At 63.0% G+C, this 15,120-nt stretch carries 20 protein-coding genes, 1 other RNA gene and 1 riboswitch; of the genes, 15 read left to right on the top strand and 6 right to left on the bottom strand.

Going from position 1 to position 15,120, the window contains the following annotated elements; genetic code table 11:
• Positions 1-9 precede the first annotated feature (9 nt).
• The 4 genes from metF to metK form a co-directional block, all read right to left on the bottom strand.
• The gene (gene metF, locus HF682_RS15375) at positions 10-843 is read right to left on the bottom strand and encodes a methylenetetrahydrofolate reductase [NAD(P)H] (RefSeq protein ID WP_168878219.1); all 834 of its coding nucleotides are present in this window, start codon (positions 841-843) and stop codon (positions 10-12) included.
• 12 nt (positions 844-855) lie between these two features.
• Positions 856-1,203, bottom strand: coding sequence for a phage holin family protein (locus HF682_RS15370; protein ID WP_168878218.1), 348 nt, complete (start codon positions 1,201-1,203; stop codon positions 856-858).
• A 51-nt stretch (positions 1,204-1,254) separates the two neighbouring features.
• A complete protein-coding gene (gene ahcY / locus HF682_RS15365; protein ID WP_168878217.1) occupies positions 1,255-2,676 on the bottom strand; it encodes an adenosylhomocysteinase in 1,422 nt (473 codons plus the stop codon).
• 20 nt (positions 2,677-2,696) lie between these two features.
• A riboswitch (S-adenosyl-L-homocysteine riboswitch) is annotated at positions 2,697-2,773 on the bottom strand.
• A gap of 39 nt (positions 2,774-2,812) precedes the next feature.
• Complete coding sequence (metK, locus tag HF682_RS15360) at positions 2,813-3,982, bottom strand: methionine adenosyltransferase (RefSeq protein WP_168878216.1); 1,170 nt, start codon at positions 3,980-3,982, stop codon at positions 2,813-2,815.
• 118 nt (positions 3,983-4,100) lie between these two features.
• On the opposite strand from metK, the gene HF682_RS15355 reads away from it, so the two are divergent.
• From HF682_RS15355 to HF682_RS15315, 9 genes are all read left to right on the top strand, one after another.
• Positions 4,101-5,015: a lysophospholipid acyltransferase family protein gene (locus tag HF682_RS15355; RefSeq protein ID WP_168878215.1), complete on the top strand. Its 915-nt coding sequence runs from the start codon at positions 4,101-4,103 to the stop codon at positions 5,013-5,015.
• A complete protein-coding gene (locus HF682_RS15350) occupies positions 4,937-5,878 on the top strand; it encodes a lysophospholipid acyltransferase family protein (protein WP_205882120.1) in 942 nt (313 codons plus the stop codon). The genes HF682_RS15355 and HF682_RS15350 overlap by 79 nt, the downstream gene beginning before the upstream one ends.
• Positions 5,878-6,735 (top strand): LpxL/LpxP family acyltransferase, encoded by an 858-nt coding sequence (locus HF682_RS15345; RefSeq protein WP_168878213.1) that lies wholly within the window; start codon positions 5,878-5,880, stop codon positions 6,733-6,735. The genes HF682_RS15350 and HF682_RS15345 overlap by 1 nt, the downstream gene beginning before the upstream one ends.
• A gap of 71 nt (positions 6,736-6,806) precedes the next feature.
• Positions 6,807-7,229, top strand: coding sequence for a CoA-binding protein (locus HF682_RS15340; protein ID WP_168878212.1), 423 nt, complete (start codon positions 6,807-6,809; stop codon positions 7,227-7,229).
• The gene (locus HF682_RS15335; protein WP_168878211.1) at positions 7,226-7,537 is read left to right on the top strand and encodes a Dabb family protein; all 312 of its coding nucleotides are present in this window, start codon (positions 7,226-7,228) and stop codon (positions 7,535-7,537) included. The genes HF682_RS15340 and HF682_RS15335 overlap by 4 nt, the downstream gene beginning before the upstream one ends.
• Positions 7,534-8,373, top strand: a complete 840-nt coding sequence (dapF, locus tag HF682_RS15330) for a diaminopimelate epimerase (protein ID WP_168878210.1) — start codon at positions 7,534-7,536, stop codon at positions 8,371-8,373. Before HF682_RS15335 ends, dapF begins: the two co-directional genes overlap by 4 nt.
• A 40-nt stretch (positions 8,374-8,413) precedes the next feature.
• The gene (locus HF682_RS15325; protein WP_168878209.1) at positions 8,414-9,079 is read left to right on the top strand and encodes a DUF484 family protein; all 666 of its coding nucleotides are present in this window, start codon (positions 8,414-8,416) and stop codon (positions 9,077-9,079) included.
• Positions 9,076-9,975 (top strand): tyrosine recombinase XerC, encoded by a 900-nt coding sequence (locus tag HF682_RS15320; protein WP_168878208.1) that lies wholly within the window; start codon positions 9,076-9,078, stop codon positions 9,973-9,975. The genes HF682_RS15325 and HF682_RS15320 overlap by 4 nt, the downstream gene beginning before the upstream one ends.
• An 87-nt stretch (positions 9,976-10,062) precedes the next feature.
• Positions 10,063-10,635: a hypothetical protein gene (locus HF682_RS15315; RefSeq protein ID WP_168878207.1), complete on the top strand. Its 573-nt coding sequence runs from the start codon at positions 10,063-10,065 to the stop codon at positions 10,633-10,635.
• A gap of 7 nt (positions 10,636-10,642) precedes the next feature.
• Here the strand turns inward: HF682_RS15315 and HF682_RS15310 are convergent, their stop codons facing one another.
• Together HF682_RS15310 and HF682_RS15305 are read right to left on the bottom strand one after the other, a co-directional pair.
• The gene (locus tag HF682_RS15310) at positions 10,643-11,389 is read right to left on the bottom strand and encodes an ABC transporter ATP-binding protein (RefSeq protein WP_168878206.1); all 747 of its coding nucleotides are present in this window, start codon (positions 11,387-11,389) and stop codon (positions 10,643-10,645) included.
• Complete coding sequence (locus HF682_RS15305) at positions 11,370-12,359, bottom strand: FecCD family ABC transporter permease (protein WP_168878205.1); 990 nt, start codon at positions 12,357-12,359, stop codon at positions 11,370-11,372. Before HF682_RS15305 ends, HF682_RS15310 begins: the two co-directional genes overlap by 20 nt.
• A 52-nt stretch (positions 12,360-12,411) precedes the next feature.
• Between HF682_RS15305 and HF682_RS15300 the strand changes: the two genes are divergently transcribed.
• The 6 genes from HF682_RS15300 to HF682_RS15275 all read left to right on the top strand — a co-directional run bounded on the left by HF682_RS15300 (position 12,412) and on the right by HF682_RS15275 (position 15,119).
• Positions 12,412-12,645 carry a hypothetical protein gene (locus tag HF682_RS15300; protein ID WP_205882119.1) on the top strand — a complete coding sequence of 78 codons (234 nt, stop codon included), beginning with the start codon at positions 12,412-12,414 and terminating at the stop codon, positions 12,643-12,645.
• A complete protein-coding gene (locus HF682_RS15295) occupies positions 12,642-12,956 on the top strand; it encodes a cell division protein ZapA (protein ID WP_168878204.1) in 315 nt (104 codons plus the stop codon). Before HF682_RS15300 ends, HF682_RS15295 begins: the two co-directional genes overlap by 4 nt.
• A gap of 37 nt (positions 12,957-12,993) precedes the next feature.
• Positions 12,994-13,167, top strand: a non-coding RNA gene (gene ssrS / locus HF682_RS15290) — 6S RNA.
• A 42-nt stretch (positions 13,168-13,209) separates the two neighbouring features.
• Entirely contained in the window at positions 13,210-13,794 is a 585-nt protein-coding gene (locus tag HF682_RS15285) for a 5-formyltetrahydrofolate cyclo-ligase (RefSeq protein ID WP_205882118.1), read from the top strand.
• Between the two features lie 60 nt (positions 13,795-13,854).
• Positions 13,855-14,322 (top strand): EVE domain-containing protein, encoded by a 468-nt coding sequence (locus tag HF682_RS15280; RefSeq protein WP_168878203.1) that lies wholly within the window; start codon positions 13,855-13,857, stop codon positions 14,320-14,322.
• On the top strand, positions 14,319-15,119 hold the full coding sequence (locus HF682_RS15275; RefSeq protein WP_168878202.1) for a sulfite exporter TauE/SafE family protein: 801 nt from the start codon (positions 14,319-14,321) through the stop codon (positions 15,117-15,119). The genes HF682_RS15280 and HF682_RS15275 overlap by 4 nt, the downstream gene beginning before the upstream one ends.
• Position 15,120: the final 1 nt, after the last annotated feature.

The following is a 15,120-nucleotide window of genomic DNA, read 5'->3' as shown; positions in this document are numbered from 1 at the left end:
CAACAGGGTTTACAGGCCCAGCCGCTGCCAGACGGTGGAGACGAGCCCTGCCTGATTCAGGGTGTAGAAGTGCAGGCCGGGTGCGCCGCCCGCCAGCAGCCGATCACTCAGTTCGGTGACGACATCCAGCCCAAAGGAGCGAATGGAAGCCACATCATCACCGTAGCCTTGCAGTTTCAGGCGCAGCCAGCGTGGAATTTCGGCACCGCAGACATCGGAAAAGCGAGCCAGCTGACTGAAGTTGCTGATCGGCATGATGCCCGGCACGATGGGAATACTGACCCCTTGTGCCTGCACCGCATCCACAAAGGCAAAATAGGCATCGGCATTGTAGAAATACTGGGTAATGGCCGAGTTGGCCCCGGCCTGTACCTTGCGCACAAAGTTGTTCAGATCGTCCTGTGCGCTGCGGGCTTGCGGGTGGTATTCCGGGTAGGCCGCCACTTCAATGTGGAAGTGGTCACCGCAGCATTCACGGATGAAGCTGACCAGCTCGTTGGCGTAGCGAAACTCACCGGCCACCGCCATGCCGGACGGCAAATCACCGCGCAGCGCGACGATATGGCGTATGCCTTCTTGCTGAAAACCCTGCAGTAGCCCGCGAATACCGTCGCGGGTACTGCCGATGCAGGACAGGTGCGGCGCCACATTGTAGCCATCGGCCTTGATCTCGCGCACGGTGCGCAAGGTGCCTTCCTGGGTAGAGCCACCCGCACCATAGGTCACCGAAAAGAAGTGCGGCTGGTACTGCGCCAGTTGGCGGCGGGTGACCCGCAGCTTGTCCATGCCTTCTGCGGTTTTGGGCGGGAAGAATTCAAAACTGAATGTACGGGAAGGACTCATGGGATTCTCGATTCAGGGACGGATGCCGAGAACGGTGACCGAGGTCGCGCGCGCCAGCAGCCGGTAAGCCGCATAGCCGGCCAGCGCTTGCCAGAAGGTGCCGATCTCCATGCCGAAATTGCTTTGCCCGGCAGCCTGGAAAATGATCACATCCAGCACCGGGATCAGCAGGCCCAGGGACAGGACAATGGCGGGCGCAATCAACACCATCACAACGGGCTTGGCCACGTGGTACAGCAGGCCCAGCATCAAGGTGACCTTGAAGGCCGCCAAAGGATGCGACAGGTGAATGAAGGGCAGCAGCAGGGATATCACAATCAGGCTCAGAGAGTTGATCAACCAGCCGCTCAGTAAACGCACGCCATGCCTTTCCACAAAAAAAGCGGACACCCTCTGGTGTCCGCATGCTGATCAGTAGCGGTAGTGATCCGGCTTGTACGGGCCGGCCTTGCTCACGCCAATATACTGCGCTTGCGCATCGGTCAGCTCGGTCAGCTGTACCCCCAGCTTCTTCAGCTGCAGGCGGGCCACTTTCTCGTCCAGATGCTTGGGCAGCACATACACCCCGACCGGATAGTCAGCCGTACGGGTGAACAGCTCGATCTGGGCAATGGTCTGGTTGGCAAACGAGGAGCTCATCACATAGCTCGGGTGGCCAGTACCGCACCCCAGATTGACCAGGCGGCCTTCCGCCAGCAGGATGATGCGCTTGCCGTCCGGGAAGATCACATGGTCGACTTGCGGCTTGATGTTTTCCCAGACGTACTGCTTGAGCGAGGCCACATCGATTTCATTGTCGAAGTGGCCGATGTTGCAGACAATCGCCTGATCCTTCATCGCCTTCATGTGGTCGTGGGTGATCACATTGAAGTTGCCGGTGGTGGTGACGAAGATGTCCGCCTTGTCGGCGGCGTATTCCATGGTCACCACGCGGTAGCCTTCCATCGCCGCCTGCAAGGCGCAGATTGGGTCGATCTCGGTCACCCACACCTGGGCCGACAGCGCACGCAGGGCCTGGGCCGAGCCCTTGCCCACATCGCCATAGCCGGCCACCAGCGCCACCTTGCCCGCAATCATCACGTCGGTGGCACGCTTGATGCCGTCGACCAGCGATTCACGGCAGCCATACAGATTGTCAAACTTGGACTTGGTGACCGAGTCGTTGACGTTGATGGCCGGGAACGCCAGGCGGCCCTCCTTGTGCATCTGGTACAGCCGCTTGACGCCGGTGGTGGTTTCTTCGGTCACCCCCTTGATCTGCGCCAGGCGGGCAGAGTACCAGCCCGGTGAGGTCGCCAGCTTGGCGCGAATGGCGGCAAACAGCACGGTTTCTTCTTCGCTGGACGGGTGATTCAGCACCGACAAATCCTGCTCGGCCCTGCTTCCCAGATGCAGCAACAGGGTCGCATCGCCGCCATCATCCAGGATCATGTTGGCGTGGTTGTCGTTCGGCCACTCAAAGATGCGATGGGTGTAATCCCAATAATCCGTCAGCGATTCGCCCTTGTAGGCGAACACCGGGGTGCCGACGCCATTGGCACCGTTGGCCGCAATCGCGGCTGCAGCATGATCTTGCGTGGAGTAGATGTTGCAGGAGGCCCAGCGCACTTCCGCACCCAGCGCTTGCAGGGTTTCAATCAGCACGGCGGTCTGGATGGTCATGTGCAGCGAGCCGGCCACGCGGGCACCGCGCAGCGGCTGACTGTGGGCATACTCTTCGCGGATCGCCATCAGGCCCGGCATTTCGGTCTCGGCGATGCGGATTTCCTTGCGGCCCCAATCGGCCAGGCTCAGGTCGGCAACGTGAAAATCGGTAAAACGCGGCGCGTTCATGCGTAAACTCCTTGTCTTTGCAGGAACGGGCGCCGTTGAATCAGGCTGCACCCAGCCGAGCCTGGCGGAAGGATCCGTCGCAGCGCCCCTCGGTGGGCAGGTGGGCGCCCGCAGGCGCCCCGGTGAACATTATAGCTTACAGGCCTGCATCTGCACGCAGCGCTTCGGCCTTGTCAGTCCGCTCCCAGCTGAACTCCGGCTCTTCGCGGCCAAAGTGGCCGTAAGCGGCGGTCTTGCCGTAGATCGGGCGCAGCAGGTCCAGCATCTGCACGATGCCCTTGGGCCGCAGGTCAAAGTGGCGGCGCACCAGTTCGGCAATCTTGTCGTCCGGCAGCTTGCCGGTACCATTGGTGAACACCATCACGCTGGTCGGTTGTGACACACCAATGGCGTAGCTCACCTGGATCTGGCACTCGCGGGCCAGCCCGGCGGCGACAATGTTCTTGGCGACGTAGCGGCCGGCATAGGCGGCGGAACGGTCTACCTTGGACGGGTCCTTGCCGGAGAAGGCCCCCCCGCCGTGCGGAGCGGCACCACCATAGGTGTCGACGATGATCTTGCGACCGGTCAGGCCGCAATCCCCCATCGGGCCGCCAATCACAAAGCGTCCGGTCGGGTTGATCAGGTAGCGGGTGTCTTCGGTCAGCATATTGCCTGGCATCACCGGCTTGATGATGTCCTCGATCACCGCTTCCCGTAGCGTCTCGTAGCTGATGTCCGGGTGATGCTGGGTCGACAGCACAATGGTGTCGATCGCGACCGGCAGGCCGGTCTGTTCGTTATAGCGTACGGTCACCTGGCTCTTGGCATCCGGGCGCAGCCAGGGCAGTCGGCCATCCTTGCGCAGTTCGGCCTGGCGCTGTACCAGACGGTGGGCGTAGTAGATCGGGAAGGGCATCAGGCTCGGCGTTTCGTCGCACGCGTAGCCAAACATCAGGCCCTGGTCACCGGCGCCCTGGTCCAGATCCAGCCCCTGGCCTTCGTTCACGCCTTGCGCAATGTCCGGACTCTGCTTGTCGTAGGCCACCAGCACCGCGCAACCCTTGGCATCAAAGCCCAGATCGGAGTGATCGTAGCCGATGCGGCGGATGGTGCTGCGGGCGATCTCGATGTAATCCACGTTGGCGTGGGTGGTAATCTCACCCGCCAGCACGCACAAGCCGGTATTCACCAGCGTTTCTGCGGCCACCCGGGCATGTTTGTCTTCCGCCAGAATGGCGTCCAGAATGGCATCGGAAATCTGGTCAGCGACTTTGTCCGGATGACCTTCCGACACGGATTCCGAGGTAAACAGATATTCACTCATTATCGTTCCTCATGGGGTATGCCGGATCGTCCGCCTACCTGCCTTGTTCAGATGGGCTGGGTATCGACGACGGGCACGTGTAAAATGCGCCATTTTGAGCCTCAGGGAGCCGGGCGGAATGTCCGCACCCACACCAAGACTGTCCATTGCGCTACGCCTGTTGCAACTGGTTGGGCATCTGCCTTTGCCGGTGCTGCATCTGGCGGGCAGCGGGCTCGGCCTGCTGGCCTATCTGCTGGCCCCGCGCTACCGCAAGCGGCAGCGGGCAAACTTGCTGACGACACAACTGGCTACAACACCCCGTGATTATAGCCGGTTGTGCTGGCGTAATGCGCGAGAATCCGGCAAAGCGGTCACCGAATTGCTGGCGGCCTGGGTGCGCTCACCGCAGGTGGTGGCCAGCTGGGTGCGCGAGGTGGTGGGCTGGCAGCATGTTGAAGCCGCGCAGCAGGCGGGCCGTGGCATCATTTTCGTTACGCCGCACCTGGGGTGTTACGACATTGCTGGGCGTTACCTCTCCACCCGCATGCCGCTCGCCGCGCTGTATCGCCCGCCCAAGTTGCGCTGGCTGGAACCCCTGATGAATGCGGGTCGGGCGCGTTCCAATACCGATATGGCAGCCACCGATACGGCCGGGGTGCGTACCCTGCTCAAGGCACTCAAGACCGGACGGGCCATTTTTGTGCTACCCGACCAGGTGCCGGGGCAAGGTGACGGGGAGTGGGCGCCGTTTTTTGGACAGCCCGCCTACACCATGACCCTGCTGCCACGGCTGGCCAGCAGTACCGGTGCCACGGTGGTGATGCTGTATGGTGAGCGTCTGCCGTGGGGGCGGGGCTACCGCCTGCATTTGTCCCCGCTGCCGCAGCCGTTTACCGGTGAGCGGCAGCAAGATGCCCATGTGTTGAACCAGGCGGTCGAAGCCCTCGTCCGCCAATGCCCGGAACAGTATTTGTGGAGTTACAACCGATACAAGAACCCGACCGGCCAGTCCATCCCCGCTACCGGCGACAGCGACTCAGCCGCGCGCTGATCCTGCTGCTGCGCGGCCTGGCCTGGCTGCCCTTCCCCTTGCTGTGGGCCCTTGCCTACACGCTGGGGGCGCTGGTGCATCTGTTCCGGCGCGGTGGCGCGGTCGACATCAACCTGCAGATGTGCTTTCCGGAGTGGGACAAGGCCACCCGGCGCAAGGTAGCGCGGCAGCACTATATGGTGCTGGCACGCAGCCTGCTGGAGCTGGGGGTGCAGGTGTTTCAGCCCAAACGTCGCCTGCTGAATGCGGTGACGATTGTCGGCATGGAGCACCTGCGTGCGCAGCAGGGCAAGCCGGTCATCCTGTTGACCCCGCATTTTGTCGGCATGAACTTTGCCGGTTCGGCGGTGGCGGAGGTGGTACCGCTGGTGGCCATGTACAGTGCCAACAAAGATGTTGCCTTCAATGAATTGCTGCTCAAAGCCCGCTCGCGTTTTGGTGCGCCGGGCCTGATCAGCCGCCAGCAGGGCCTGCGCCCGATCCTGAAAGCACTGCGCGCAGGCAAGCCACTGTATTACCTGCCGGATATGGATTTTGGGGCGCGTGATTCGGTGTTCGTTCCCTTCTTCGGTCATCCGGCGGCCACCATCACGGCGGTATCGCGTATCGCCAAGGCCGCCGATGCGGTGGTGGTGCCGCTGGTGGTGCGGCAACTGGGCTGGTGGAAAGGCTATGAAGCCCGTTTCTATCCGGGTTGGGACGCCTTCCCTTCGGGCGACGAGGTGGCGGACGCGGTCTACATGAACCAGTTTGTGGAAGCACGGGTGCGTGAGATGCCAGAGCAGTACTTCTGGGTGCACCGTCGCTTTGGTACCTCCCCCCCCGGCACCCCCAATCGCTACAAGCCTGCACGGAGGCCCTGATGCGCGTCGTACTGGGCGTGTTCTACCTGCTGCACTTTCTGCCGCGCTGGCTGTTCAAGGGGCTGGCCTGGGGGCTGGGTAATCTGTTGTATCTGCTGTCCCCCGCCCGCCGCCGTGTGGGGCGCTACAACCTGCGTCAGGCTTTTCCCGAGCTGGACGAGCGGGCGCGCAACCGCCTGTTACGACAGCACTACCAGCTGTTCATGCTGGGGCTGCTGGATCACGCCTATCTCTGGTATGGCTCACCGGCGCGCTTGCGCAAGCTGATCCGTATTGAAGGGCTGGACGCCCTGCCAGAGGGGCCGCAGCTGTGGCTGGCCCCCCACTTTAACGGTCTGGCCGCCGGTGGGCAGCGTATCGTGCTGGAGCGGGCCTGCTCTGCAGTGTATGTGCAGCAGAAAAACCCGGTGCTGGACTGGTTCATGCAAGAGCGCCGCGAGCGGTTTGGCAACTGCCGCATGCTGTCACGCCAGGCCGGGGTGCGCGCCATCCTGCAGGCCTATAAGGATGGGTTCCAGCTGCACTATTCGCCTGATCTCGACTATGGTGCACGTGATGCTGTGTTCGTACCGTTCTTCGGCCAGCTGGCGGCCACGGTAACCGCCTTGCCGCGGCTGGCCAAAATCACCCGCGCCAGGGTGGTGCCGATGGTAACCACCATGGAGCCGCACGGTTATACCATTCGCTTTCACCCGGGCTGGAGCGACTACCCGACCGAGGACGTTAAGGCGGATGTGCGGCGCATGAATGCCTGGCTGGAGGACATGATCCGGCAGTATCCCGCCCAGTATTTCTGGCTGCACAAACGATACAAGACCCGCCCAGCAGGGGAGCGCAACCCTTACCAGGACGACTGAAGCCGCGCCGGGGCTGGCATTGCCGCCCGGCTTCGGCGATACTTTGCGCATGACCCGAGCAGGACTGCTGCATGTTCAACAACCCTTCCGATGACGATATCCGTCAGCGCCTGAAGCAGAGCCGCCGCATTGCCGTGGTCGGCATGTCGCCCAACCCGGCGCGTCCCAGCTTTGGCGTGGCCAAGATCATGCGCGCCTTCGGTTACAGCATCGTGCCGGTACGCCCTGCGGTGAGCGAGGTGCTGGGCGAAACGGCCTACCCGACGCTGCAAGCGGTGCCGGGACGGGTCGATATCGTCAATGTGTTTCGCAATGCCAGCCTGCTGGAGCCGATTGTGGATGCCTGCATCGAAACCGGCGCGCCTGCGTTGTGGATACAGGAAGGCATCATTAACGAAGCGGCCGCAGAGCGGGCACGGGCAGCGGGGATCTGGGTGGTGATGGATCGCTGCATTTACAAGGATTACGTCAGGCTGTTTCGGGATCAGGCATGATTCGTCATATTGTAATGTGGACTCTGAAGGACGAGGCTGAAGGCGCCGACAAGGCGAGCAATGCCCGCAAGGTCAAGCAAGTGCTCGAAGCCCTCAACGGGCAAATACCCGGCATGCGGCTGCTGGAAGTGGGGATCGACACCTCGCGTACCGAGGCCAGCGCGGATGTGGTGCTCTACTCCGAGTTCGACGACCAGGCCTCGCTGGACGCCTATCAGCAGCACCCTGCCCACCATCTGGCGGGCGAGTTTGTCGGCAAGGTGCGCCTGACCCGGCAACTGGTGGACTATGAAGTGAGTGGTCAATGAAGACCTTACCATTTACCAAGATGCACGGCCTGGGCAACAACTTCATGGTGCTCGATGGGGTGCGCCAGCCGATACAGCTGAACCCTGAGCAACTGCGCTTGTGGGGCGACTGGCGGCTGGGCGTCGGCTTTGACCAGCTGTTGCTGGTGGAGCCCGCGGACCACCCGGACAATGATTTCAAATATCGCATCTTCAATTGCGATGGCAGCGAGGTGGAGCAGTGCGGCAACGGCGCACGCTGCTTTGCCCGCTATGTGTACGATCACGGCCTGACCGAGAAGCGCGCGCTGCGGGTGGAGACGGCGCGCGGCCTGATTCGGCCGCAGCTGGAAGCCGATGGCATGGTCACGGTGGACATGGGTGTCCCTGTCTTTGCGCCAGCCAATCTGCCTTTTGTGGCGGATGCGGAAAGCCTGACCTACCCGCTTGCCCTGGCAGACGGCCAGACGGTGCAGGTCAGTATCGTGTCGATGGGTAATCCGCATGCGGTACAACGGGTCGACGATGTCGATACCGCGCCAGTCAGCGTGCAAGGCCCACAGATCGAGCAGCACCCGCGCTTCCCGCAAAAGGTCAACGCCGGGTTTCTGCAGGTGGTGGATCGGCAGCATATCCGCTTGCGGGTGTACGAGCGTGCCGCAGGTGAAACCCTGGCCTGTGGCACCGGCGCTTGCGCTGCGGTGGTGGCGGGCATTCGCCAGGGCTGGCTGGACGCCGCGGTCACGGTGCAAACCCGTGGCGGCGAGCTGCGCATCCGCTGGGAGGGCCCCGGCCAACCCGTATGGATGACCGGCCCCACTGTAACCGTATTCGAAGGCCAGCTGTCGCTGGACTGAGCGAGACACGCCCTGTACAGGGCAACAAGGAGAACCGCCGATGCAAGCGGATGATGTGGCACAGTACCTGAAAGATCACCCGGAATTCTTTGAGCACTATGCGGACTTGCTGGCCGAGATTTTTGTGCCGCACCCGCATGGGGGGCACGCCATCTCGCTGGCGGAGCGGCAGATGCTGACGCTACGCGAGAAAAACCGCCTGCTGGAAGGCAAGCTGGGCGAACTGTTGCAGTTTGGTGAGGAAAACGATGGCATCAGCGACAAGGTGCACCGCATTGGGGTGGCTTTGCTGCGCACGCCGACGGTGGAAGCCACGCTGCATACCTTCCTGTTTCACATCACCGAGAACTTCAATGTGCCGCAGGCGACGGTACGCCTGTGGGTGCCCGGATGGGGCCATGACCAACCCGGCAGCGAGCCGGTGAGTGATGAGCTGAAAGCGTTTGCCCTTGACCTGCAACACCCCTACTGTGGCCCCCACGTCAGCCCGGAAGTGGCAGGCTGGTTTGGTGAGGCGGCGGCCACCCTCAAGTCCTACGCACAAGTCCCGTTGCGGCATGGTGAAACCTTGGGCCTGCTGGTGATGGGCAGCGAAGATGCGCAGCGCTTCTACCCGGACATGGGTACCCTCTACCTCAGCCGCCTCGGTGAGCTGCTGGCGTCTGCCATCCAGCGCAACGAGGCCGAACCGCTGCCCGAGGCATGAGCACCTCGCCGGACCTGGCCGAGCTGCAGCCCTTTCTGGGCTGGATGGCCCAGGCCCGGCAAGCCAGCCCGCACACCCTGACCGCGTACCAGCGTGACCTGCGGGTGTTGCAAGACGCGGGCTGGCCCCTGCAAGAAGCTTCCCCGCTGCAGATTCGTCGCCTGCTGGCCGATCGGGCTCGGCAAGGGCTGTCCGCCCGCAGTCTGGCACGCATGTTGTCCGCCTGGCGGCGCTTCTACCAGTATCAGGTCTTGCATCAGGGCTGGTCGAGCAATCCCTGCCTCGGCGTGCGCCCACCGCGCCGACAACGCGCCTTGCCGGAAGTGTTGACGCCGGACCGGGCCAGCCAGCTGCTGCAACCGCTGGCAGAAGCCACAGACGACCCGTTGCTGCAACGGGATCAGGCCGTCTACGAGCTGCTGTATTCCAGTGGCCTGCGCGTCTCCGAGCTGGTGGCGCTGGATCTGCAGGACTGGCGCGCGGACGAACAGGAATTGCACGTCCGCTTCGCCAAAGGGCGGAAATCGCGGGTGGTGCCGGTCGGCAAACCCGCTACCCTGGCCTTGCAGCAGTGGCTGCAGGTGCGTCATGCACAAGCGGGTGAGGTCGCCTTGTTCACCAGCGCGCGGGGCCAGCGGCTGGGGGTACGCAGCATCCAGCAGCGGCTGCGCCAGCATGGGATACAGCAAGGGGTGCCACAAGGGGTATACCCCCATTTGCTGCGACACTCCTGCGCCAGCCATGTGCTGCAATCTTCGGGTGATCTGCGTGCGGTGCAGGAGCTGCTGGGGCATGCCAGCATCAGCAGTACGCAGGTGTATACCCATCTCGATTTTCAGCGACTGGCGGCGGTGTATGACGCCGCCCATCCCCGCGCCAAGCGCAAGCCGGAATAGTATCTGGCGGCTGGCGCGGAATTTGCTGTACTGTGGCTGTATTGGCTTGGCACAAGGCCGACCACCGCTCAGGACTAATGTACGCGCATGAGTATTCGCCCCCTTCTTCCCGGTCAGGGTCTACCGCAGACTGATCAGCCGCGCGCCAGCAGCAGTGATGCGCAGGGCTGGCAGCAGGCTTTGCTGGGCGCCTTGCAGCGACCCACGGCCACTGGCACGCCGCTGGCGCCACGACCAAGCACCAGTCCCGTCTCAGCACCGGTGCCGGTGGATGGCGTGCGCGAGCAGGCGGCGGCAAAACTTGCCGCCTTGCAGCAAGCGATCGGCAATGTCTTCCAGCAGCAAGGAGTGGCGGCGAGTGATGGCGCCCGTCTGCAGCTGGGGGCCGATGGGCGACTGCAGCTATCGGGCGCGCAGGAAGGGGATGCCGTGCAGCAAGCACTGGATGCCGATAGCGCCTTGCAACAGCAGTTTGCCGATGTCGCCAGCGGGCAGGCATTTATGCGTGCGGCGGACGAAACCGCGGCTTTCCAGCGCGCCTATGCCGCCAACCCCAAGGTGGCGGTGGCCCAGTATGGTCATTTACTGAATGCCAACCGGCCCGAGCCGGTCTTCCAGTTACACGCGCAGGCGGGGCAGTGGCAGGCCCGTTTTATCTGAGGATGTCTCAAGTCGCGGCTGGAATCAGCCAGCCCTCGTCACCTTGTGCTACGTGCAGCGGATGACCCAGCAACTGTGACAGATGTTCCGGGGTCAGCATCTCGCTGACCGTACCCGCGGCCCAGCCGCCTGCGCCATCCAGCAGCAGCGCATGGCTGCAATAACGACGCGCCCAGTTCACATCGTGCAAGGTCAGCAAGACCAGATCACCCAACCCGGCGCGCTGCTGCAACCAGTGTAGCGTACGGAGCTGGTGGGGCAGGTCCAGATGGTTCAGGGGCTCGTCCAGCAGCATCACTGCTGGCGCCTGTGCTGCCAGCGTGGCCAGCGCCAGCCGCTGCCGCTCGCCACCGGAAAGCTGGTGCAGCTGCCGCTCGATCAGCTTCGTCAGTTCAAACTGTTGTAGCAGCAGCTCAGCCCGCGCGGCGGGCATCGGGCTGCGCAGGAAGTCACCCAGGGCCAGGTATTCCAGCACGCGCACGTCCCGTGCCATGTCCGGGTGTTGCGGTAGCAGCCCCAGTCGCTGTGCCCGCTCGCGGGCAGGCCATTGCGCAATCGGCCGTTCCGCCAGCCACACCTGACCGTGCGTGGCGACGTGCAAACCACTCAATGCCCGCAGCAGACTGGTCTTGCCGGCACCGTTGCGGCCCAGGATGGCCCAGCAGCTTCCCGCCGGAAAGGTCAGCGACAAGTCGGCCAGTAAGCACTGACCGCCTGCCTGTAACCTCAGATGTTCAACGCGCAGTGGTGCCATGACGGTACAGTAGCCACAAGAAGACGGGTGCGCCAAACAGCGCGGTACAGACCCCGACCGGAATCTGCAGCGGGGCAAACAAGGTACGGGATGCGGTATCTGCCAACAGTAACAAGGTGGGGCCCAGTAGCAGGGAACCTGCCAGTTGCGCGGGCAGGGCTGTGCCACACAGCAGCCGGGCCAGATGCGGAACCGCCATGCCGATAAAGCCGATGCTGCCTGCCGTCATCACCGCACTGGCCGTCAGCAGGCTGGCCAGCAGTAACAGCAGCAATCGCAAGGGGCGGATGGCCACGCCCAGGCTATAAGCCAGGGTTTCACCCTGTGACAGGATCGCCAGTGGCAGGTGCAGAATGACGCTGAGCAAGGTGCTGACCAGCAAGATCAGCAGCAGCGGCCAGTATGGGACGGGCTGGCTGAGGTCGCCCATCAGCCAGAACAGCATGCCGCGCAAGCGTTCACCGGGTGCCAATGACAAAATCAGGCTGACCCCGGAGACACACAGGCTGGACAGCATCACGCCGGTGAGCAACAGCCGCTCGCTGCTGCTGCGACCGGCCAACAACAGCAGCAGCAGCAGACTGACACCAGCGCCTAATCCCGACCACAGATTGAGCCACAGCCCACTGACCCCCAGCAGCAGGCCCAGCAGACCGGCCAAGGCTGCGCCACTGGAGATGCCCAGAATATACGGATCGGCCAGAGGGTTACGCAGCAGCAGCTGCATCTGCCAGCCAGCCAGGCTGAGCAGCCCGCCCACCAGCATGGCCTGCAGCATGCGTGGCAGCCGCAGTTCAAACACAATGCTGTGCGCCAGCGGGCTACCCTGGCCGCGCAGTACCGCCCATAGCTCTGCCAGACTCAGTGGCAGGCTGCCCAGCAGCAGCGCCAGCACCATGGCCAGCAGCAAGAGGCCAGCCAGCAGGGCCAGCCGCAGCAAGGGGGGCGGTGGGTGCAGCGATCGGGTCATGAGGCGCATCAATCCGTGTTGCGGTAATACTTGCACTATCGCAGCTTAAGCCTTGACGACGCAGGATTTTGCCGATTATAGTGGTCCGATGGAAGCCGAACTGAACCAACTGGAAGAGCGCATCATCGCATTGGCGCGCCTGAGTCAGCAACTGCGGGAAGAAAACCGGCAGCTGCGGACGGAGCTGGCTTCCGTACAGCAGGACAACAGCCAGTTGCTGCAGAAAATCAGTACGGCCAGCCAAAGGCTGGAGCAGTTGATCGAACAGTTGCCGGAGGACGCATGAGCAGCGAGCTGAAGGGGCTGGACGTGAACATCATGGGCCGCGAGTTTCGCGTGGCCTGCCCGGCGGATGAAGAAGCGGGCCTGCTCGAAGCGGTTCATTATCTGGATGCCCGCATGCGCGAGATCCGCGATGGCGGCAAGATCATCGGTATCGACCGCATTGCCATCATGGCGGCCCTCAATATTACCCATGAATTCCTGCATCTCAAGGTCTCGCCTGATTTTGACATCGGCGACTTTAAGCGTAGAATGGCGCGCATGCAGTCAGTGATGGATGAGGTGTTGTCAGAGCAGCAAACCTCGCTGTTCTGAGCCCTTCAATCCGGCTGTCATCACGGAATTTTCCGGTTTATCCCTGCGGTGTTCGTTTTGGTGCGATATCTTTGAACCAATATAAACACCCCGGCTGCCAGACTCGCGAAGTGGTGTGCAATTCCAATGCGAAATTGCCTGAAACTTTGCCCAGGTGGCCCCTTGAACCTTAGGTTCAAGACTAGCATCGGACGGCACCTGCGGGGGTACCTCCTTGGGCATCTCGCCCACTTGCAACGTTGTGGATGAAGGCATGATTGAGAAGTCGGCCTGGCGCAAACGTTTGAAAGCCCGGCGGCGGGCCTTGTCCCCGTCGCAACGCCAGCGGATTGCCCGCGCGCTCCCCACCCGTTTTGCCCAGCAGGCCCGTGCTGGCAAGGCGCGCCGTGTTGGCTTGTTCTGGCCCATGCCGGATGAAATCGACCCACGCCCCCTGCTGCAGGCCTTGGTGCAGCGCGGCGTGGCCTGCTATCTGCCAGCGTTGCCGCTGCACGGGCGCAGGCTCTGGTTCACCCGCTGTGATGCCCGCTCGCGCTGGTACCACAATCGTTACCAGATACCGGAGTGCCGTCACCCGGACCGGCGGCGTGCCGAAAAGCTGGACCTGCTGCTGCTGCCACTGGTGGGGGTTGACCGACAGGGTTACCGGTTGGGCATGGGCGGCGGCTTCTACGATGCCACCCTCGCCTCCCTGCGTGGACGGCGTGCCGCCGGTCCCTGGCTGGTTGGGCTGGCCTATGCGTGCCAGCAGGTGGAGGCCTTGCCTGTCGATTCATGGGACATTCGGCTGGACGCGTTGCTCACCGAGCAGGGCTGGCAGCGTTTCCCCGCTCGCTAAGCCTTGCCCTGCCCGTCACCTTGCGCCATCATCAAGCCCTCGTCCTTGCAGGGGCCTGCCATGCGATTCTGGTTGATGAAGTCGGAACCAGACGAAGTCAGCATTGACCATCTGGCTGCCTTGCCCCAACAGACGGTAGCGTGGTTTGGCGTGCGCAATTATCAGGCGCGCAACTTCATGCGGGACCAGATGCAGCTGGGCGACGGGGTGTTGTTTTATCACTCCAGCTGTGCCGAACCCGGCATCGCGGGTCTGGCCGAGGTGGCCAGCGCGGCTTACCCGGATGCTACCCAGTTCGACCCAGCGAGTCCCTATCACGATCCGCAATCTGACCTGCAACACCCACGCTGGCTGAATGTGGATGTCAAGCTGGTGCGCAAGACCCGCTTGCTGTCCTTGCAGGAGATGCGCGAGCGACCGGAACTGGCAGACATGCGGGTGCTGCAGCGGGGGAATCGTCTTTCCATCACTCCGGTCGACCCGCAACATTGGCAAGCAGTCTTGACGTTGCTGGAGGGCGCTGCATGATGATGACGGCCTGGGGTTGGTATCTGGCGATTGGTGCGGTTGCAGGCGTGCTGGCGGGGCTGCTGGGTGTGGGGGGCGGATTGGTGATTGTACCGGCGCTGGTGTTCGTGTTTCACCAGCAGGGCTTGCCTGCGGACTGGGTGCCGCATCTGGCACTGGGCACTTCGCTGGCCAGCATCGTGTTCACCTCACTCTCCAGCTGCCGCGCCCACCACCGCGCTCAAAATGTGGACTGGGGTGTGGTACGGCACATCAGTCCCGGCATTGTGCTGGGTACCTTGTGTGGCAGTCTGCTGGCGGCACAGTTGTCGCCAGTGTTCCTCAAGGTGTTTTTTGTGGTGTTCGCCACGCTGGTGTCCATCCAGATGGGCTTTGGCTTACGTCCTCCCGCGCGTGGTGCCTTGCCGGGCTGGCCGGGCATGGGGCTGGCCGGCGGGGTGATTGGTGCGGTGTCGTCCTGGGTGGGGATTGGCGGCGGTTCGCTGTCGGTGCCCTTCCTCAGCTGGTGCCAGGTACCGTTGAAGCGGGCCATTGGCACCTCATCGGCGATTGGCCTGCCGATTGCACTGGCGGGGGCCGTGGGTTACGTGCTGGCGGGCTGGGGCAAGCCAGGCCTGCCTGCCGCGAGCCTGGGGCTGGTGTATCTGCCTGCACTGGCCGGTATTGTGCTGACCAGCGTGCTGTGCGCGCCACTGGGAGCGCATTGGGCACTCAAGGCACCGGTAGCGGCCCTGAAGCGGGGATTTGCCCTGCTGCTGCTGCTGGGAGCCATCAAGATGGCCAGCTCGCTGCTGTAGG

This window comes from Leeia aquatica, from assembly GCF_012641365.1.
In the GTDB taxonomy this organism is placed as follows: Bacteria; Pseudomonadota; Gammaproteobacteria; order Burkholderiales; family Leeiaceae; genus Leeia; species Leeia aquatica.
Note: the sequence above shows the minus strand (reverse complement) of the source record. Positions and strands in the feature narration are given on the sequence as shown.